The 20,311-nt window shown below is 38.2% G+C and carries 20 protein-coding genes; 15 read left to right on the top strand and 5 right to left on the bottom strand.

The genetic code is table 11. The annotated features are described in order from the left end of the window. Positions 1-12 precede the first annotated feature (12 nt). The 11 genes from secA (at position 13) to B9T66_RS00325 (ending at position 12,040) form a co-directional block, all read left to right on the top strand. The gene (secA, locus tag B9T66_RS00375; RefSeq protein WP_095627012.1) at positions 13-2,562 is read left to right on the top strand and encodes a preprotein translocase subunit SecA; all 2,550 of its coding nucleotides are present in this window, start codon (positions 13-15) and stop codon (positions 2,560-2,562) included. After that, positions 2,562-3,809, top strand: a complete 1,248-nt coding sequence (locus tag B9T66_RS00370; protein ID WP_095627011.1) for an ABC transporter permease — start codon at positions 2,562-2,564, stop codon at positions 3,807-3,809. Before secA ends, B9T66_RS00370 begins: the two co-directional genes overlap by 1 nt. A 134-nt stretch (positions 3,810-3,943) precedes the next feature. Continuing rightward, complete coding sequence (locus B9T66_RS00365; RefSeq protein ID WP_219350210.1) at positions 3,944-4,189, top strand: RNA recognition motif domain-containing protein; 246 nt, start codon at positions 3,944-3,946, stop codon at positions 4,187-4,189. 86 nt (positions 4,190-4,275) lie between these two features. After that, positions 4,276-4,869, top strand: a complete 594-nt coding sequence (locus B9T66_RS00360; RefSeq protein WP_095627009.1) for a CvpA family protein — start codon at positions 4,276-4,278, stop codon at positions 4,867-4,869. A 71-nt stretch (positions 4,870-4,940) separates the two neighbouring features. After that, positions 4,941-6,461: a lysine--tRNA ligase gene (lysS, locus tag B9T66_RS00355; protein ID WP_095627008.1), complete on the top strand. Its 1,521-nt coding sequence runs from the start codon at positions 4,941-4,943 to the stop codon at positions 6,459-6,461. 9 nt (positions 6,462-6,470) lie between these two features. After that, the gene (locus B9T66_RS00350; protein WP_095627007.1) at positions 6,471-7,718 is read left to right on the top strand and encodes a serine hydroxymethyltransferase; all 1,248 of its coding nucleotides are present in this window, start codon (positions 6,471-6,473) and stop codon (positions 7,716-7,718) included. 36 nt (positions 7,719-7,754) lie between these two features. Beyond that, a complete protein-coding gene (locus B9T66_RS00345; RefSeq protein ID WP_095627006.1) occupies positions 7,755-8,297 on the top strand; it encodes a DUF1882 domain-containing protein in 543 nt (180 codons plus the stop codon). Positions 8,298-8,323: 26 nt separating this feature from the next. Further along, positions 8,324-9,286 (top strand): SPOR domain-containing protein, encoded by a 963-nt coding sequence (locus tag B9T66_RS00340; protein WP_095627005.1) that lies wholly within the window; start codon positions 8,324-8,326, stop codon positions 9,284-9,286. Between the two features lie 9 nt (positions 9,287-9,295). Next, positions 9,296-10,222 (top strand): Gfo/Idh/MocA family oxidoreductase, encoded by a 927-nt coding sequence (locus B9T66_RS00335; protein ID WP_095627004.1) that lies wholly within the window; start codon positions 9,296-9,298, stop codon positions 10,220-10,222. Beyond that, complete coding sequence (locus B9T66_RS00330; RefSeq protein ID WP_095627132.1) at positions 10,222-10,794, top strand: acyltransferase; 573 nt, start codon at positions 10,222-10,224, stop codon at positions 10,792-10,794. The genes B9T66_RS00335 and B9T66_RS00330 overlap by 1 nt, the downstream gene beginning before the upstream one ends. Further along, entirely contained in the window at positions 10,784-12,040 is a 1,257-nt protein-coding gene (locus B9T66_RS00325) for a nucleotide sugar dehydrogenase (protein ID WP_180763292.1), read from the top strand. The genes B9T66_RS00330 and B9T66_RS00325 overlap by 11 nt, the downstream gene beginning before the upstream one ends. Here B9T66_RS00325 and B9T66_RS00320 read toward each other — a convergent pair. From B9T66_RS00320 to B9T66_RS00300, 5 genes are all read right to left on the bottom strand, one after another. Then, a complete protein-coding gene (locus B9T66_RS00320; RefSeq protein WP_095627002.1) occupies positions 12,019-13,344 on the bottom strand; it encodes a ComEC/Rec2 family competence protein in 1,326 nt (441 codons plus the stop codon). The genes B9T66_RS00325 and B9T66_RS00320 overlap by 22 nt on opposite strands. Positions 13,345-13,402: 58 nt before the next feature. Continuing rightward, the gene (locus B9T66_RS00315; protein WP_095627001.1) at positions 13,403-14,491 is read right to left on the bottom strand and encodes an Mrp/NBP35 family ATP-binding protein; all 1,089 of its coding nucleotides are present in this window, start codon (positions 14,489-14,491) and stop codon (positions 13,403-13,405) included. A 9-nt stretch (positions 14,492-14,500) separates the two neighbouring features. Next, positions 14,501-14,902, bottom strand: a complete 402-nt coding sequence (locus B9T66_RS00310; RefSeq protein ID WP_095627000.1) for a DoxX family protein — start codon at positions 14,900-14,902, stop codon at positions 14,501-14,503. A 125-nt stretch (positions 14,903-15,027) separates the two neighbouring features. After that, complete coding sequence (locus B9T66_RS00305; RefSeq protein WP_095626999.1) at positions 15,028-15,588, bottom strand: methylated-DNA--[protein]-cysteine S-methyltransferase; 561 nt, start codon at positions 15,586-15,588, stop codon at positions 15,028-15,030. A 24-nt stretch (positions 15,589-15,612) separates the two neighbouring features. Next, on the bottom strand, positions 15,613-16,359 hold the full coding sequence (locus B9T66_RS00300) for a hypothetical protein (RefSeq protein WP_095626998.1): 747 nt from the start codon (positions 16,357-16,359) through the stop codon (positions 15,613-15,615). A 178-nt stretch (positions 16,360-16,537) separates the two neighbouring features. On the opposite strand from B9T66_RS00300, the gene B9T66_RS00295 reads away from it, so the two are divergent. The 4 genes from B9T66_RS00295 (at position 16,538) to B9T66_RS00280 (ending at position 20,310) form a co-directional block, all read left to right on the top strand. Further along, positions 16,538-17,614 carry an LptF/LptG family permease gene (locus B9T66_RS00295; RefSeq protein ID WP_095626997.1) on the top strand — a complete coding sequence of 359 codons (1,077 nt, stop codon included), beginning with the start codon at positions 16,538-16,540 and terminating at the stop codon, positions 17,612-17,614. A gap of 94 nt (positions 17,615-17,708) precedes the next feature. Continuing rightward, positions 17,709-18,413, top strand: coding sequence for a F0F1 ATP synthase subunit A (locus tag B9T66_RS00290; RefSeq protein WP_374220117.1), 705 nt, complete (start codon positions 17,709-17,711; stop codon positions 18,411-18,413). Then, complete coding sequence (locus tag B9T66_RS00285; RefSeq protein ID WP_095626995.1) at positions 18,413-18,973, top strand: thiamine phosphate synthase; 561 nt, start codon at positions 18,413-18,415, stop codon at positions 18,971-18,973. Before B9T66_RS00290 ends, B9T66_RS00285 begins: the two co-directional genes overlap by 1 nt. Positions 18,974-19,020: 47 nt before the next feature. Beyond that, entirely contained in the window at positions 19,021-20,310 is a 1,290-nt protein-coding gene (locus B9T66_RS00280; protein ID WP_095626994.1) for an ArsS family sensor histidine kinase, read from the top strand. The last annotated feature ends 1 nt before the right edge of the window (position 20,311 follow it).

Here is a 20,311-nt window from a genome sequence, read left to right as displayed (position 1 = left end):
AAGGATAAAGCTATGATACGCAAGATTATTGAAAAGATTTTGGGTTCAAGAAATACAAAAATGCTTAAGGTGTATCAAGAAAAAGTGCGTGCGATTAATGCACTAGAATCTCGTTATGCCGAACTTGATGATAGCGCATTAAAAGCGGAATTTGAAGCCCTAAAAATTGCGGTGCAACAAGAGGGCAAAAGTATAGATTCTGTATTGTGTGAAAGTTTTGCAATTACGCGTGAGGCATCTAAAAGGGTGCTTGGTATGCGACATTTTGATGTGCAACTTATCGGTGGTATGGCGCTCCATGATGGGCGTATTGCTGAAATGAAAACTGGCGAGGGTAAAACGCTCGTAGCGACACTTGCCGCGTGTCTTAATGCGCTTAGTGGCAAAAGTGTGCATGTAATCACAGTCAATGATTATCTTGCTAAGCGCGATGGAGGTGAGCTAGAGCCTTTGTATAATTTTTTGGGTTTAAGCGTTGGGATTATCACTTCAGATTTGCGCGATGATGAAACAAAGATAGTATGTTATAGTGCCAATATCGTGTATGGGACAAATAATGAATTTGGCTTTGATTATCTTCGCGATAATATGAAATATGATCTTACTCAAAAGGTGCAAAAACATCATTTTTTTGCCATTGTTGATGAGGTAGATTCTATCCTTATCGATGAGGCGCGCACCCCACTTATTATCTCTGCACCTGTTAATCGCACAATGGAAAACTACCAACTTGCCAATTCTGTGGCACAAAAACTCCAAAACGAGCAGGATTTTCATATAGACGAAAAAAATCGTGTTATTTTGCTTACAGAAGAGGGCATTAAGAATGCTGAAAAATTCTTTGGTGTTGATAATCTCTATAGTATTGAAAATGCTGCTCTCTCTCATCACCTTGATCAGGCTCTTAAAGCAAACTATTTGTTTATGAAAGACAAAGATTATGTTGTGCGTGATGGTGAGGTGGTGATTGTTGATGAGTTTACCGGCAGACTTAGTGAGGGTAGGCGATTTAGCGAGGGCTTGCACCAAGCTATCGAGGCAAAAGAAAAGGTTGATATCAAAGAAGAATCCCAAACACTTGCTGATATTACATTTCAAAATTACTTTAGGCTTTATGACAAGCTTGCAGGTATGACTGGTACGGCACAAACCGAAGCGAGCGAGTTTTTGCAAATTTATAATCTTGATGTTGTGTCTATCCCTACCAATGTCCCTGTGCAAAGAAAAGACTTAAATGATCTTATTTATAAAAGTGAGCGTGAAAAATTTGAGGCAGTGATTGCTAAGATTACAGAGCTATACAAGCGAGGTCAACCCGTGCTTGTGGGAACAGCGAGTATTGAGCGCAGTGAATTGCTTCATGAATTGCTTAAAAAAAGCAGAATCCCTCACACGGTGTTAAATGCCAAGCAACACGCCAAGGAAGCAGAAATTATCAAAGATGCTGGGAAAAAAGGTGCGGTTACGATTGCCACAAATATGGCAGGGCGAGGTGTGGATATTAAAATTGATGATGAGGTGCGTGAATTAGGCGGATTATATATTATTGGGACAGAACGGCATGAGAGTAGGCGGATTGATAATCAGTTGCGAGGTCGTGCTGGACGGCAAGGAGATCCCGGAGTTAGTCAATTTTATCTTAGCCTTGAAGATTCTTTGTTGCGCATTTTTGGTAGCGATAAGCTTAAGGGCATTATGGAGCGTTTGGGGCTTAAAGATGGCGAACACATAGAATCTAGCCTTGTAACGCGCTCAGTAGAAAACGCACAAAAAAAGGTGGAAAATTTGCATTTTGAATCTCGTAAGCATTTGCTTGAATATGATGATGTGGCAAATGAACAACGCAAAGCAATTTATAAATTACGCGATGATTTGTTAAATCCTCAATATGATATGCGCGAAAAAATAGAGACAAATCGTGAATCTACAATTGCATTTCTTATGCAAAAAGCAGGGGTTTTGCCACAAGAAGCTGGTGTAGATTTTGATGTGAGTAGCCTTGTAGCTGTTGTGCGAGAAGATTTGGGATTTGAGCCTAAGGGGTTAGAGAATCTTGAATATGAGGAATTATATGAGGCTTTGCTTAAGGAAGTAAGTCAGGCGTATGAGGAAAAAATGTCGGTTGTAGATTCTGCCCAACGCAATGAGATTGAGCGTATCATTTATTTGCAAGTGCTTGATAATGCGTGGCGTGAGCATTTGTATGTGATGGATAACCTCAAAACAGGTATTGGGCTACGCGGTTATAATCAAAAAGATCCGCTTGTAGAATACAAAAAAGAAAGCTATAACTTATTTTTGGAGTTTGTAGAAAATCTCAAAATTGAAACAACAAAAACTTTGCAAATCGTGCGCCTAAAGCCACAAGATCAGGTAGAAGAATTCGCTGATAAGGTGCTACAAGAACTAGAAGAAGCAAATGTAAGTTTTAATAAAGATAATACAGATACGCCAAAAAAACAAACAAAAATTGCACGCAATGATCCTTGCCCTTGTGGGAGCGGTAAAAAATATAAACTCTGCCATGGCAAAAGTGGACCAAAAAAGGGGCTTTTAGCATAATGCACAAACTTGTGTTATTTTTGCTTCCAAAATACTTGCGTTTTGATAAAACACAACCATTTATTAGTATCACCGCTATCTTGGCATTTCTTGGTGTTGGGATTGGTGTGATGGTGCTTTGTGTGGCGATGGCGATTATGAATGGTATGACTAAGGAATTTGAGCGAAAGCTTTTTGTGATGAATTATCCTTTGAGTGTGTATTCAATCACATATCAAGGTGTTGATGATGAAATCTTGCAAAGCCTAAAGGCAGAGTTTCCGCATTTTATCTTTAGTCCATATCTGCGATACAATGCCCTAAGCCGCGTTGGGAATGATATGAATGCTGCGGTTATGATAGGCGTGGATATAGATTCTGAAATACAACTAAATGAGGTTGTGCGTAAGGTTTTTAGCAAACAAGATGGCACATTAGATTCTAAGGCGTTAGAGGCTTTTAAGTCTCAAGAGTTTGCGGTGCTTGTTGGCAAAGAGATTCAAAATCGCTATTTTGTTGATGTGGGTGATAAATTGGGATTTTATTTTACTCGTGTAGAACCTAGCGCGTTGGGATTGGCGCCAGTAAGTAAGAGATTTGATGTTGCAGGAGTGTTTGATTCTGGGCTTAAGGCATATAATGAAGCCTATACATACACGCATTTAGGCGCATTGCAAAAAATTAGAAAACTAGATTCTGGCTTGTATGATGGAATCCATATTTTTAGCACAAATCCATTTCAAGATATTGAAGTTTTAAAAGCATTTTTACAGGAGCATTTTCCACAAAGGGTTGGTGTAGAGGGCTGGTGGGAGCAAAATGGTAACTTTTTCTCCGCTATGGAATTAGAAAAACGCGCACTTTTTATTGTGCTTTTGCTTATTATTTTGATGGCTAGTCTTAATATTATTAGCTCATTGCTTATGGTGGTGATGACAAGGCGCAAGGAAATTGCCCTTATGTTGTCTTTGGGTGTGAGTAAAAAAGAGATTAAGCAGACATTTTTTTGGCTAGGGTTATTTGTGGGTGGAAGTGGGATTATCTTTGGTGTGGTGCTTAATTTTATCGCGCTTTTTGTGTTGGATACATTTCCTATCATTTCGCTACCTGTAGATGTGTATGGGACAAATAAATTGCCTTTAGATTTGTCTTTTGTGGATTTTACTTTGACAATTTTGGGAGCTAGTATTATTGTATGTCTCTCTTCGTATTACCCTGCATACAAAGCTTCAAAGGTAGAGGCGCTAAGTGTGCTAAGAAATGAATAATTTTATAATTTCAGTTTTCTCTTAAGCTTATAAGGATACAATCGTGAAAACCTATTCTTTAGCTTGTTGCACTAAATGCAGTATTAACTCCTTTTGGTGAGACAACTTTAAAGTGCAGGAAAAAAGGAGTTATAGTGAAGACAATTTATGTAGGGAATTTGGTGTATTCAGCGACTAAACAAAGTGTGCAAGAGCTTTTTTCACAATTTGGTGAGGTTTTTTCTGTCAAGCTTATCAATGATAGAGAGAGTGGTAGACCTAAGGGGTTTGGGTTTGTAGAAATGGAAGATGAAGCAGCGCTAAAGGCTATTGAAGCCCTTGATAACAAAGACTTTGAAGGTCGCACTTTGCGTGTAAATGAAGCGCGTCCGCGAGTGTAATGCATCTTATATGATTGATTTTGGGAATCTTTATAGGGCTTTAAAGGCTTAAATCCTTGTGATGCGTAAATTAGGGGATTTGGATTATGGAACACATAAGTTATATTGATATTTGTTTACTTATTTTGGTTGTGCTTTTGAGTGCAAAGAGTATCTATCAAGGCTTTGTGCGAAGTTTTGGCAGTTTTATTGGATTGCTAATTGGGATATTTTTGGCGGCGCGCTTTAATGTAAAATCGGGTGAAATTTTTGGGACACATGTTTATAATTTTTCGCCACAAATTAATGCGATTTTGGCTTTTGTGATTGTGCTTAGTGTGGTGTGGCTTTTGGCAATTTTTGTTAGTGAAATTATTACAAGACGTTTGCATAATACCGTGATTGAACGCCTTGATAGGTCTTTGGGACTTATCTTTGGATTCTGTAAATCATTTGTATTAGTGGCGATTGTAGCATTTGGTGTGACACAAATTTCCTTTGTGCATAATTTTGCGCAAAAAATGGAGCAAGAGAGTTTTTTGTATCCTATTATGAAAAGCTTTGCTGTGGTAATTATGAATCTTGATATCGTGAATGAAACAACAAAAACATTGGGCGATATGACCAAGATGGATCAAGGTGCAAAAGTCCTAGATACTATAGAATCTATGGGTGCTTTGCAACAAACCTTGCAAAAGTAGTTTTGTAAGGATTTGGTCAATATAGTAACAATACATTTCACAAAAAATACAATAACACAACAAGGGGAGTGATGTTTTCAAATTTTTATATCCAGCAACGATTAAAAAAATCTTCGCTTTTGCGAGAAATGGGAAGCAATCCATACAAAACAAACGCAAAACGCACCATTACCAACAAAGAATTTTTACAAAAATATAATTTTCTCCATAACCAAGAATCAAATGCCCAAGATTCACAAAGTAGAGAAACAATCGTAGGGCGTGTGCGTTTTATGCGTCTCATGGGCAAAGCGTGTTTTATCAAGATTCAAGATCAGAGTGCGACTTTGCAAGCATATGTGAGCAAAAATGAATTAGGCGATCGCTTTGAGGAAGTGAAAAAGATTCTTGAAGTTGGGGATATCGTTAGTATTACGGGTTTTGCTTTTGTAACAAAAACAGGTGAACTTAGTATTCATGCGCTTGAGTTTGAAATTTTGAGTAAGGCAATCGTGCCATTGCCAGAAAAGTTTCACGGCTTAAGTGATGTGGAGTTACGCTATCGTCAGCGATATGTAGATTTGATTGTGAATGCAGAAGTGCGCGAGGCTTTTATTTTGCGTAGCAAGATTATTGCATGTATTCGAGATTTTTTTGATTCTAAAGGTTTTTTGGAAGTAGAAACACCTATGTTACACCCAATTCCTGGCGGAGCAAACGCCAAGCCTTTTGTTACTCATCATAATGCCTTGGGTGTGGAGCGTTATCTTCGTATAGCGCCAGAATTATATCTTAAGCGTCTTATTGTTGGTGGGTTTGAAGCCATTTATGAGATAAATCGGAATTTTAGAAATGAAGGGATAGATGCGACACATAACCCCGAATTTAGCAGTATTGAGTTTTATTGGGCGTATCATACTTTTGAAGATTTGATGGTGCTTACTAGAGAACTCTTTAACTTTTTGTTTGAGAAGTTAGATTTGTCGCCTAAACTTCCTTGGGGAGAGCATGAGATTGATTTTAGTCAATGGCAAAATATTGGCTATAAAGAATCTCTTAGCCAAATTGGTGGTATAGATTCTGAGATTGTGCATGATAAAGCAAAGTTAGAGGCGTTTTTGCGCACAAATGGCGTGAAACTTGAATCTAATTTGAGTTATGGCAAACTTCTTGATGAGGCATTTAGTGAATTTGTGGAGCCAAAACTCATTAACCCAACATTTATTACAAATTATCCTATAGAACTTAGTCCATTAGCGCGTAGAAGTGAAACACAAAGCGATATAGCAGAGCGTTTTGAGCTGTTTATCGGCGGTAAAGAGATTGCTAATGGCTTTAATGAGCTTAATGATCCACTAGATCAAAAAGAACGCTTTGAGGAACAAGTGCGCCAAAAAGATGCAGGCGATGAAGAAGCACAATATATGGATGAGGATTTTGTGTGGGCATTGGGCTATGGTATGCCCCCCACAGCAGGTGAAGGCATAGGAATAGATCGTTTGGTAATGCTACTTACTAACCAAAGAAGCATTAAAGATGTGATTTTATTTCCCGCACTTAAACCTTCTAAGGTAAATTATGATATACTACTAGAAGATACCAAAGATTCTTAGGAGAATACAATGAGTTATTATTTGGAGCAAGATTCAGAACTATTTTCGCTTATCAATAAAGAATTAGTGCGTCAAAATACACATTTAGAGATGATTGCAAGTGAAAACTTTACATTTCCAAGCGTAATGGAAGCTATGGGAAGTATCCTGACAAATAAATACGCTGAAGGCTATCCGGGGAAGCGTTATTATGGTGGATGTGAATTTGTTGATGAAATAGAAAATTTGGCTATTGAGCGTGCCAAAAAGCTTTTTGGTTGCGCATATGTCAATGTGCAACCACATTCTGGATCACAAGCAAATGGTGCTGTATATGCTGCATTGCTTAAGCCATACGATAAGATTTTGGGTATGGATTTAAGTCATGGTGGGCATTTGACACATGGCGCCAAAGTAAGCGTGAGTGGGCAGCTCTATCAAAGCTTTTTTTATGGTGTGGAGCTTGATGGGTATATCAATTATGACAAAGTTGCAGAATATGCCAAGGTCGTGCAGCCAAAGATTCTTGTGTGTGGATTTTCTGCATACACTAGAGAGTTGGATTTTAAGCGTCTTAGAGAGATAGCAGATAGTGTTGGGGCGCTGCTTATGGGTGATATTGCGCATGTGGCAGGATTGGTTGTAGCAGGAGAATATCCTAATCCATTTCCTTATTGTCATATCGTAACGACAACTACGCACAAGACTTTGCGTGGTCCTAGGGGCGGTATGATTATGACAAACGATGAGGAACTTGCCCAAAAAATTAATAAGGCGGTATTCCCTGGATTGCAAGGTGGTCCGTTAGTGCATGTTGTTGCTGGTAAGGCTGCTGGATTTTTAGAGAATCTAAAACCTGAGTGGAAAGATTATGCCAAACAAGTGAAACTCAATATCAAAACCTTAGCGCAAGTTTTGGTTGAGCGAGGTTATAAGCTTGTTAGTGGTGGGACAGATAATCATCTTATTTTGATGAGTTTTCTTGATAAGGATTTCAGCGGTAAAGATGCGGATTTGGCGTTGGGTAATGCCGGTATCACCGTGAATAAAAATACCGTTCCAGGTGAGAAACGATCTCCATTTGTAACGAGTGGTGTGCGTATAGGATCTCCCGCATTGACAGCAAGAGGTATGAAAGAAAAAGAATTTACTTATATTGGATCAAAAATTGCCGATGTCTTAGATGATATTTCTAATACAGCGTTGCAACATAAGATTTTTGAAGAGATCAAAGAATTTAGTAAGGATTTTATTATTTATGATAAGCCTATTTTTTAAAATTTGTGCTGATATGATTGAGGTGAGGTAAAGACAATGACAGAAATGGACTTAAAACTTATTAAGATAGATACCTCACATTATTACCAAAAACAAGCCGGCATGGGACAAAAAATTGTCTATTCTGGTAGGATTTTGTATGATAAGTTTCAGAGAGTGGATTCTATGCTAACCTCCACAATCATACGAAAGCATTGGAATAAAGAACTTACGATCGCACATTCTTTGATTCTTAAAGATAACAAGGTCGAAAATATCGTTTTTGATTACAATGGACGCAATGCCGAGAGATTCTATCATAAGGCACAATTGCTTCTGCGCAACGAAGGCTTTATTAATTTCACTGCCTATACGACAAAAACACCCGGACATTTACACCTTTATGTGCATAAAGGACATACAGAGCTTGGAGAGGGTAAGAGGTTGGCGCGCACGCTATCTATGAAGCTTTCGCAGACTTGTCCGGTAGAGTGGCGTGTGTTTCCAAACGATGATTTACCACAAAATTTCAATATTCTTGCGCTACCTTATGGAGTTTTTGCTAAGGAGCGTGGTGCTTCTTGGTCTAAATATATGTAGAATGCATGAGAATAAAAGGAGATATGATGGAAGATAAAAGAGAATTTAATGATATTTTGATTGATGATAGAGCGCAATACCAAAATCGTAGCAAAAAAATAATGCTCCTTGTGGTCGCAGCAGCCGTGTTGCTCATTATATTATTGGTTTCTGCAATTGCTATGAGTGGTGGCGATGATAAGGTATCAACCAAGCAAATTGCCCAAGAAAATGGTTTGCAACAACAAACTCCAGAATCTGATACACAGGCAACTACACAAAATACAGAATTCCAACCTGTGCAAACAACAGATGTTGCGGCGAATGATAGATTCGAACAGATTGTTAAGCAGATTCAGGATAGACAAACTACACAATCCGAACCACAACCTGTAGAATCTACACCTCAAGTTTCTCAAGATCCAATTTTAGAAGCAGCATCTCAAGGGACATTGAGCACACCTGTGGTAGTCCAGCCCACACAGCCTGTGCAACCTACACAACCTACCAAGCCTTCTAAACCAGAATCTAGCACACCTGCTACTGCGCCTTCAAAACCCACACAAGTAGTGCAATCTGCACCAAAACAACAAACTCCACAGCCAACGACTAAACCTACACAAGTGGTGCAAAGCACACAACCTGCGCAATCTACACAGCCTACACAGCCACAGAGACAACCCCAGCAGGCAGCACAAAGCACACAACCTGTTGTGAATACTCAACCAGCGCTTGTTACGCAAATACCACAATCTTCTTTGAGCGTTGATAAAAGCAAAAATGGGCAAGTCGCACAAAAAGGACATTACATACAAGTAGGATCTTTTGAAAATACTCCAAACAAAGAGTTTCTCAATAAAATCAATAATTATAGCTATCGTGTCTATGGCGCACAAAATACCACAAAATACCTTGTTGGTCCTTATCAATCTCGCACAGATGCAAATCGCGATATGCTTAAATTAAAAACAGATATGGGAGATCAAGTTTTTTATTACGAAGTTAAGTAATACATAACAATGTGCTCTTTTGTTTTGATTGGGGCAGCGGGATTCGTTGCTCCTAGGCATTTGCGAGCCATTAGGGATACACACAATGATTTGTATGCGGCTATTGATACAAACGATTGTGTAGGGATTTTGGATAGTTATTTTCCTAATGCTAGATTTTTTCTTTCTTTAGAATCTTTTCATACTCACAAATTAACACAATCTATTGATTACATGAGTATTTGCACGCCTAATTTTTGGCACAAAGCACATATAGAATTCGCACTTACACACGGCATGCATGCAATTTGCGAAAAACCAGTAGTATTACATACTACCCAAGCCTTAGAGCTTATAAAGCTAGAGCGTGAGAGTGGCAAGAGTATTAGCACAATTTTGCAACTTCGCCTTCATCCACGGATTATATCCCTTAGAGAAAATATCCTCGCACGCCTTGAGGAAAATCCTCATCATATTTTTGAAGTGGATTTGAGTTATATCACTGCGCGAGGATTATGGTATTTTGAATCATGGAAGGGTGATGCAAATAAAAGTGGCGGATTAGCCTGTAACATAGGCATACATTTATTTGATATGCTATGTTTTTTGTTTGGAGAGTGTCAAGAAAATATTTTGCACTATAGCTCCCCTAGCACAGCCTGTGGATTTTTGGGGCTAAAACATGCGCGTGTGCGTTGGTTTTTATCCATTGATAGGGCATTGCTTCCAGAATCTAGAGGCAATACATATCGTTATATGCGAGTGGATACACAAGAAGTGGAATTTACGCAAGGCTTTGAAGATTTGCATACAAAAAGCTATGAAGAGATTCTTGCCAATAGAGGTTTTGGTTTGGAGAGTGCTATGCCAAGCCTTGCGCTTATGGAGCGTATAAGAGAGCTAGAGCCAATTGGCCTTAAAGGAGATTATCACCCATTGGCTAAGGGGTTGGCATGATGGAGTATTTTGTGCACCCAAGCAGTATCATCGATGAAGGTGCGGTGATTGGCAAAGATTCTAAGATTTGGCATTTTTGTCATATTTTTGGTTCAAGTGTGATTGGTGCGCATTGTTCGATAGGGCAAAATTGTATGATCGCCCAAAATGTGCATATAGGCAATAATGTCAGAATCCAAAATAATGTCAGTATCGTGGAGGGTGTGAGAATCTGTGATGATGTTTTTATCGCACCAAGCGTGGTTTTTACAAATATTAAAAATCCTCGTGCATTTATTTCTCGCAAACATCAATATATGCCCACTTTGCTTGAGAAAGGCTGTTCTGTTGGTGCAAATACTACGATTATTTGTGGCAATACCATAGGAGCATATGCGCTTATAGGTGCTGGAGCGGTTGTGAGCCATAATGTCCCAGCACATGCGCTTGTTGTGGGCAATCCTGCGCGCATTGTTGGTTGGGTGGATAAAGCCGGTGTGAAGCTAGAGTTTAGGCAAAATCGTGCGTATGATAGCTTAGATTGCAGTGTGTATGAAATGCGTGATGGCGTGGTGGTGCAAATTGAATCATAAAGCTAGACTTGATACTACAATTGCGGTCATAGGATTGGGCTATGTTGGCGCACCTTTAGCGTTTGCTTTGGCTAAGCATTTTAGAGTCATTGGATTTGATACCAATCCTAAACGCATACAAGATTTGCAGCATGGGTTTGATGAACATACACAAGAGCATTTTGTGCCACTAAAATCTTTGCATTATAGCAATACACAACAAGATCTCATACAAGCCACAATGTTTATTATCGCCGTGCCAACGCCAATTTTTGCCGATAAAACTCCAGATCTTAGATATTTGGACGAGGCTTCTAAGATTGTGGGTGGTGCGCTTAAAAAAGGCGATATGGTGGTGTATGAATCTACAACCTATCCGTTTTGCACACGAGAGTATTGTGGCAAGGTTTTGCAAAAAACTTCTTCTTTGGTGTTAGATAGGGATTTTTTCATCGGTTATTCTCCTGAACGTATTAATCCCGGTGATAATGCGCACACGCTCCAAAGCATTACCAAAATTATTGCTGCAAGCACACCCCAAGCAAGACAAAGAATGGAGAGAGTGTATGGTAGCGTGGTAGATTCTTTGTATGTTGCTCCTAGTATTGAGGTAGCCGAGATGGCAAAACTTATTGAAAATGCGCAACGCGATTTGAATATCGCCTTTGTGAATGAAGTGGCAATGATGTGTGATAGATTGGGTTTGAGTGCTAATGCAGTGCTTGAAGCTGCCAAAAGTAAATGGAATTTTTTGCCATTTATGCCCGGACTTGTGGGGGGACATTGTATCAGTGTAGATCCTTATTATCTCTCATATATTTTACAAATGTGTGATTATAAACCAAAAGTTCTTAGTATGGGGCGCCTTGTCAATGAGCAAATGCCGACATTTCTTGCCAAAAAACTTAGCAGTATTGCCAAAGAATGCGGACTTGTGGTATCAAAAAGCAAGGTATTGTTATTAGGCTTAGCATTTAAGGAAAATTGTCGCGATATGCGTAATTCTAAAACCCCTATTTTGCGTAAAAAACTTAAAAAATATGGCTTTAAGGTTAAGGTATATGATCCATTGATTGATAGAGCACAGGCAAAGCAAATGTTTGGTTTTAAGCCTTTAAAATCTTTGGGGCATAAGAAATTTGATATTATCGTGCTACTTAATGCTCATAGTGTATTTATGGACATTGATTTGCGAGAGTATGTGCATACAAAACATAGTATTTTTGATATGAAGGGCATTTTGCCTTATGCTACCCATAGGCTATAATACAAATATCCCAAAAACAAAATACCAAGCACAAGAGAGATACAATAAGCAACAAAAGAGCGTATAGCAAAAAGTGAAATAATAAGATAGTTTATAAAAAGCCACAGCGGTGTAAAAACCTCAATAGAATCTAACTTAAGATGAAACAATGCTGCCAAAGGTGTATCAAAAATCCAGCCAATTCCTAGCATATGTGCAATAACACTTATGGGGAAAAAAATTACAAAAATAAGTGTAATTGGGATAGAAATAAGAGTATAAGAGCTAAAGTATGGGAAGAAAAAATGCACCAAAATTAGCATATTGACAAAAATTGTGAAATTAAAAACAAGTGGAAGAAGCAAAAATTTATATATAAAAGAGCGCGATGAGAATCTAAAGTAGTGCAAAAATACATAAATATAAAAGACTCCAAAAAACGAGAGAAAAAAGCCAATGCTATATATAAGCCGTGGGAAAAAACTCACACACAAAATCCCTATCATAAATAAAAATCTAAATTGCAAAATCCTAACTCCAAAATACACCATCATAAACCCTATGCACGCCATAACCCACGCTCGTAGAAATGAGGGAGAAAAATCAAGTACAACAAGGTAGGCAAAAAGCATTGCAAGTAGCAATATGCCAATATCAAAAAACTTATTACGATAAGGGAAGAATCTATGCAATGGCTTGTATAAAAGATGCAGTATAAAACCCAATACAAGACTTAAGATTCCTAGATGAAAGCCACTAATTGCAATAAGATGCGCAATGCCAATAGTGTTGCTAAAGTCTCTTAAGGTTTTTGGGAGAAAATCAGCAATATATAGCGTTTTGTAAAATGCTCCAAGGAGAGAATCTGTGTGCTGTGAATCTATAAACGCACGAAAAGTATCGCGATAATCCTGTGTAGATTCTAAAGAAATGCTAAAACTTGTGATAAAGCAAGATTGCAGATATTGCCAAAAGCTACATTGAGCAGGTTTGCCATAGATTCTTAGGTGCATATGCAAGAGATTTTTGATTGCTTCTTTGGAAGTTGTATAAAATACTGCTCCAGATTCTGTGCGGATTTTAAGGACTTGATAGGTGGAGTTTGTCTTGGGTGAGATTTTTGGGTATTGTGCGATAACTTGTCCGCGTATGGTAATTGGTGTTTTTGAATCTAGTGTGTTGTAGTGTAAATATTGGAGTGTGAGATTTATGGCAAATATACACAAGCAAAATGCAAGAAATACGAGCCATTGTGTTTTGGTATCAAGTATGGCGATAGGCGAGAGTGTGTTGGAGTATGTGGCGTCAGCTGTATAGGTGTGCAAAACAAACTCCTTATATGTGCTTGGTTTGGGGATTGCTCAAACCAAGCAAGCATAACATTTAGCGGTTTGTGGGTTGTATGTCCTTGTTATCTGCAAGTTGTTCGCGTTGCACCTTATCCAAAAATGCGATGAGGGCTTGTGCGGCTTGTAGATATGCTTTGGCACTTTGACTTTGTGGCTCAAAAAACACGATAGGCTTGCCATTATCTCCGCCTTCTCGGACTTTTGGCTCTAGAGGTATATGCGTGATTGTTGTTGTGTTGTATTGTGTTGCGATACTTTGGCTTGTGCCTTTACCAAAAATATCATATTCTTGCCCACAATTTGGACAGATAAAACCACTCATATTTTCGATAATTCCAGCGATTGGAATATTGAGCTTGCTAAACATATCTAAGCTTCTTGCACTATCATCTAGACTTACTTTTTGTGGTGTGGTTACTACGATTCCTGCACTTACAGGCACACTTTGAGCAAGAGTGAGTTGCGCATCACCTGTGCCTGGTGGCATATCAATAATAAGCACATCAAGATCACTCCACAAAACATCTGTAAGCATTTGCTCAATTGCTCTCATTACCATAGGTCCACGCCATATGAGACTTTGTCCCTCATCATACAGCACACCTATACTCATCATTTCCACACCATAGGCTTTGAGTGGGATTACTTTCTTTTTAGATTCATCAACCATAGCTTTATTAGCGTGTAAGCCAAGCATACGAGGGATATTTGGTCCATAAATATCCGCATCAAGCAATCCTACTCGTTTGCCTTCTTGGGCTAGAGCGATAGCAAGATTTGTGCTTGTCGTGGATTTGCCCACGCCACCTTTTCCTGAACTCACCATAACAAATGATTTGATTTGCGGAGCAAGATTTTTAGTTTTTGGGGCAGGTTTTGGAGCTGGTTGTGGGGTAGAGATATTGATACTTACTTCTTCTACTCCTGCATTTTTTAACGCAAGTTTGATAGCATTGCCAAGTTGCGCAAGGATTTCATCAGAACTTGAAGGAATGGCAATATCGACGCGTGGCGGCGTGGATTTTGTATCAATCCCTTTAAGAAAGCCAAAGCTTACAATGTCTTTTTGAAAATTAGGATAAATGACACTTTTTAGTGCATTTGTGATAGTTTCTTGCAACATAATAATCCTTTAATATGATTTTTTGAGGAATATGTGTATGCCATAGCGTCCCCCACCCATAAAAAAGAGCGCAAGACAAGGCAAGATATATAAAAGTTGGTGTTCAATAACCCACCCTCCAGTATTATCTAGACCAAAGATACTAAATCCAAACACGCTATAAATAGCTATAAGCATTGTGAAAATCTCCACAAGTGCTGCTAAACGCACTTGATACCCTATGAGAATCAAAAGCGGTGCAAGAATCTCACCAACATACACACCATATGCCATAAATGTTGGTAAGCCTCGAGATTCTAAGAGTCCAGTAACGCCATCGATGCCATATTGTAATTTAAAGATACCATGAAATAACATAAGTCCACCTACGCACACGCGCAAGATTAGTTTGCCAAAGTCGTGATTTATCATAAAAATCCTTTGAGAGTGAAAATATAAAGGCAAGATTATAGAAAATATTTTTTAATATCGCGCTAGATTTTGGGATTTTGTGCTAGATACTTAAGGGATATTTGAAATGTGAGTTTTTATATAGGCTAAGAGTTTTTGAAGCGGTATAGTCGCTCTAAGTCTGATTGTTCATGTTCTAACAACATCGTTTTTTTATCAATCCCACCGGCATACCCTGTGAGCTTTTTGTTTGTTCCAATCACTCTATGACAAGGAATGATAATGGCAATAGGATTGCGTTTGAGCGCTCCACCAATGGCTTGGGCTGACATCGCATTTTTGTGTGTTTGTTTTGCTACTTCTTTTGCGAGTTCTCCATAACTACAAACTTCCCCATATGGAATCTGTGTGATGAGATTCCATACAAGCTTCCCAAACACACTGCCGTGAGGATCAAGCGGAAGTTCATTAATGCTTGGATTTTTCTTTGCAAAATATTGTTGCAGCCACTGCTTTGTATGCAAAAGCACCGCATCATCGTGCTTGACTTGTATGCACTGGGTTATGGATTTTGTATTTGTAGATTCTGTATGAAGTTTTGGTAGATGTATTGTTTGTCCCAAAAACCACAAACCTATGAGTTTGTGATCTTTGCTTGCAAGTCTTATCTCTCCTAATACACTTTGGTGAGAAGTCGTATAGATCATAGGGTGGTATAAACCAACCCTTGCCTAAAATACAACACCAAATATGGCAGAAGCTCGCCAATAGTGGCTTTGGAAATCTTTTGCGCGGATATATGTTTGTAAGCCTGGTTGTTCAGGATCGCGTAGCGTGCTATTAAGATCTCCCATCACAAAGCGTAACCCAAAGCTAAAGGTATTGCGCATACGAATACCAAGCCCTGCTCCATAGATGATACCTTGATAGGTGTTTGTGAGTGACCAATCATTTTCTGTAGCACTTTTGTAAAATATATCTTTGATAGAATGATAGGCATATCCACCCATAGCTTGTATATAAAAAGATTTTGTTTGCAAACCAATGACTACTGGCAATTGCACACCCCAACCATTAAAGCCTGTTTCGCTTAGGAGTTTGCTTCCACCAGGTAAATCAGTAGGTGCCGTTGCAAATGCATTGCTATTACCTTTTTCTCGGATATAGATAGGCACGGTAATTTCTACACCCACATAAGGATACACGCCACGCATACTAGAGACAGACATAATGTAGCTAGAATATCCAATGTCGGCTGAATGCAAGAATGTTTCACCAAGTCTAGCATATGAATAACCAAGCATACCTTCATTGTAGAGAATCCAACGCGTAGTGCCATCACTACTTGCTCGTATCACGCGCCCTGAGCCGAAGTTTGAAAGCATAGAATTTTCATAGCTTTTATATTGTGAGAGTGCATTTGTTGCACCAGACATTGCGGATAATCCAACGAGAAATAACACCATCAATAATCGCATTTTAACTCCTTGTTTTAGTGAGATAACTAAACTTATAGATTCACATTATAGCCATAAAAAACCATACTTAGCTTAAGAGACTTGGACTTGCTATAAGCAGTTGGGATAATATCGTGCAAAAAATGCTATAATGTAATTTTTAATGCGTTAATTTCACAAGCAAGGACTTTTTAGCAATATGTTTTTTCGTTTTATCATCACATATTATTTGAAGTATTTTTTTATCATATTTCTTGCTTTGGAACTTTTTTTTGTGGCTATTGACACACTGAAGTATGTCGATGATTTGCCAGATTCTGCGAATCTTTTTATTTTGTTTTTGTTTTATGATAGTATCTATGCGATGAGCTACACACTCCCTATATCGCTTGTGCTTAGTGCTATTATGTTTCTTATTACATTTCTAAAGAGCAACCAGCTTACCGCACTTTTGGCATTAGGATATTCTCGATTACAGATTCTAAAGCCTGTTGTGTTGGTTGCGAGTTTGATTACTTGTTTGCATATTGGACTTGATTGCACTTCATTTGCGTATGCTCAAGAGAGTGCAGAATCTATTGTTAGTAACCAAGCCGTGCTCAACACACGCCAAGATGTATTGTTAAAATTTGATAACAAATACATTTTTATGGGCAAGATTTATCCTTTAGAAAATGGTGGTGCAAAAGCCGAGCGAATCAAGATTTTTGAGCTAGAAAATCGTGAATTGCGTAGCTATTATGAGGCAAAAACTGCTCTTTTTGTAGATGATGTTTGGCGTCTTGATGATGTGGCGTATTTGGTGATTAATGACAAACTTGAGTTAGGTAGCACCGCACTTACCAAGATAGCCCTACCTCAATTAGAAGTGCTAAAAGGCTTCCGTCCAAAGGTTCTTGATACATTTTCTCAAGATAAGCCCACCGTTTCTATTCTTGATGCGATTGATACGCTTTTTATTTCTTTTGAACAAGGCACAAACACAATCAAAATGCGCGCTATTTTGTATGCTCTTGTGATTGTGCCATTTTTTGTGCCGCTAAGTATTTTTATTATCGCGGCTTTTATTCCATCACTTGCGCGTTATGGGAATCTTGCGCTGATTAGTTTTGCATGTATCGTAGGCGCACTTATTATATGGGGATTGTTTTTTTCATTTTCGGAGTTAAGTATCAGTGGGATTTTGCAGCCAGAGCTTGGTGTTTTGCTCCCATTTTTTATTTTGTTTTGTGTAAGTATGTATTTTTTACGAAAAATCAATACAAAGTTTATCTAAATTAAAACTTTTTAGATTTTTTTTACTCAAAACAAGGCATAATAAGCGTGATTTTGAAATACATCTGAAAGGTAGTATTATGGAGAGTGTAAATATAACAGAGAGAGTTTTTACCTTTGTAGGGACATTGTATCCACATTCTTGGGAGCACATTTTCTCACATCATGATTTTGTTGTGGCAGCTTATACTGTGCTTATTACTTTTATATTACTCATTTGTGCATCACTAGCTACTAGTAAAATGCAGCTTGTGCCTAGCGGTATTCAAAATGTTTTTGAAACGCTTATAAGTGGCGTGATTAATTTTGCCAAGGATATTGTAGGTGAAGAGGTTGCGCGTAAATATTTCCCACTTGCGGCAACTATTGGATTATTTGTTTTGGCGGCTAACCTTATTGGGATTATTCCGGGTTTTGAAGCACCTTCATCAAGTCTTAGCTTTACGCTTGTCTTAGCGCTTGTTGTGTTTGTGTATTATCACATCGAGGGAATTAAAGCACAAGGTGTGGAAAATTATTTCAAACATTTTGCCGGACCTGTTTGGTGGCTTATTCCTCTTATGTTACCTGTGGAGATTATTTCGCATTTCTCTCGTATCGTTTCACTTTCGTTTCGTTTGTTTGGGAATATCAAGGGTGATGATATGTTTTTGCTTATTATGCTTGTGCTTGTGCCTTGGGTAGTGCCTGTGCTACCTTTTGCAATTTTGACATTTATGGCATTTTTACAAGCTTTTGTATTTATGATACTCACATATGTGTATTTGCACGGAGCTGTTATTGTAGATTCTGACCATTAATGGTCGTTTCTACCTTGAAAACCTATCTTATTACGCCAGAGGTTACACTTTCTTATTTTCAAACTCTCCCTTCTATTTTAGAATCTTTTTCTCCTGATTATGCGATGTATCGTAGCACCAATAGAGCATTTGCCAAAGATTTTGCCCTGCTTTGTCGTGCGCGAAAGATTACTTGTTTTATAAATTCACAAGGTTTTGATGATAAGGCTTTAGATTCTGTGTTGCCTTATTTTGATGGGATTCATTTAAAAAGTAGCGCCTTTTTTCTTATCAAACATTTTAGCTCGCGGTGTATGGTGGGTTTTAGCGCACATACGCCACAAGAGGTGCAAGATGCTTTGCAAAATGGCGCACACTATGCTATGTTAAGTCCTATTTTTGCTACACCCAACAAAGGCACGCCACTTGGTGTGCATATATTGCAAACTTTAGATTCACACACGCTCTCTCGCACTTTTGCACTCGGAGGAATTGATACTCCGCTTAAGGTCAAGCAATTAACAAAGATACACAATCTGTATGGTTTTGCATCGATTCGGTATTTTTTAGGGGAGAAATAGAGGCATTTTGTTACAATACAAAACCTAAAAACTTGAGGTATTAAGAAATGAAGCATTTTTGGAATTCTATATTTTTTAAAATTACACTTTTGTTTTGTGCAGCATTACTAGGGTTTTTTGCACTCTCATATTTTTTTATCAAAGATAAAATCGAAGAAGATCAACACCTTAATGCTATCAAATATAACCAAATTGTGATGATGCTTAATGAGATTGGGCAACTTGGCGGTGGCGGTGATGTCGTGAAAAAATATCTGCATGATTTGGGTTTTGTCGAGGTGCAAGAAAGTTTTAGAGAGCAATTATATGAGGAAGATGAGATTCCACAAGGTTTTGTGGGCACGATAGCCAAGATTCGCAATACCAAAAATGGAATTTATATTTTAATCCAAGATAACACAGAATCGATTCTGTATCGGGACGGGACGCAAGGCTCTTATGATCGTTTTTATCTTATCACTCTTGCAGGGATTTTGATGCTAACATTTCTCTATGTGCTCTTATTAAAGGCGCTTATCCCACTTAATACATTGCGATCAAAAATTGCCAACATTAATTCTATGCAAGTGGATTATATTCGCACCAAACGCAATCCAAAAGATGAAATCGAGCTTTTGGCAAATGAATTTTATAAGTTTTCCAATAAAGTCAAGGCACTTAATGAATCGCGCCTTTTGTTTTTGCGATCTATTATGCATGAGCTTAAAACTCCTATCACTAAGGGGCGTATTACTGCTGAAATGGTTGAGAATCCACAACAAAAAGATCGCCTTTGTTCAGTCTTTAGTCGTCTCAATGAGCTTATTTCGGAGTTTGCTAAGATAGAGCAGCTTGTTTCGCGTATGTATACGATTAAAAAAAGCGAGTTTGTGTTAGAGGATTTGATTGAACAAACGCGACATATGTTGCTTGTAGATTCTACACTCCCAAATCCTATTACACTCCAATCTCCTTATGCCCTTATCAAAGCGGATTTTGAGCTTTTTGCTATTGCTATAAAAAATATGATTGATAATGCCATGAAGTATGGCAATGATGGCAAGGTGTGCATTTATACTCAAGCAGATGGTTTGTGCATAGAGAATCTTGGGAATCCTCTCAAGTTTGGATTAGATGAGTATTTTAAGCCTTATTTTCGAGATTCTAAAAAAAATATCCAAGGATTTGGACTTGGTATGTATATTATTAAAAATATTTTGGATAACCAAAACTTTAGGCTAAAATATATCCATGAGGAAGGTAAAAATATTTTTATTATCAAAGGTTGTGTGGTTGAAAACTTTTGTGATCTCAAAAACCGCCCTGCAAAACCAGAGCTTACTCAAAGCACACTTTAAC

Source organism: Helicobacter sp. TUL, assembly GCF_002287135.1.
GTDB lineage: Bacteria > Campylobacterota > Campylobacteria > Campylobacterales > Helicobacteraceae > Helicobacter_F.
This window is presented reverse-complemented; position numbering and strand designations above follow the sequence as displayed.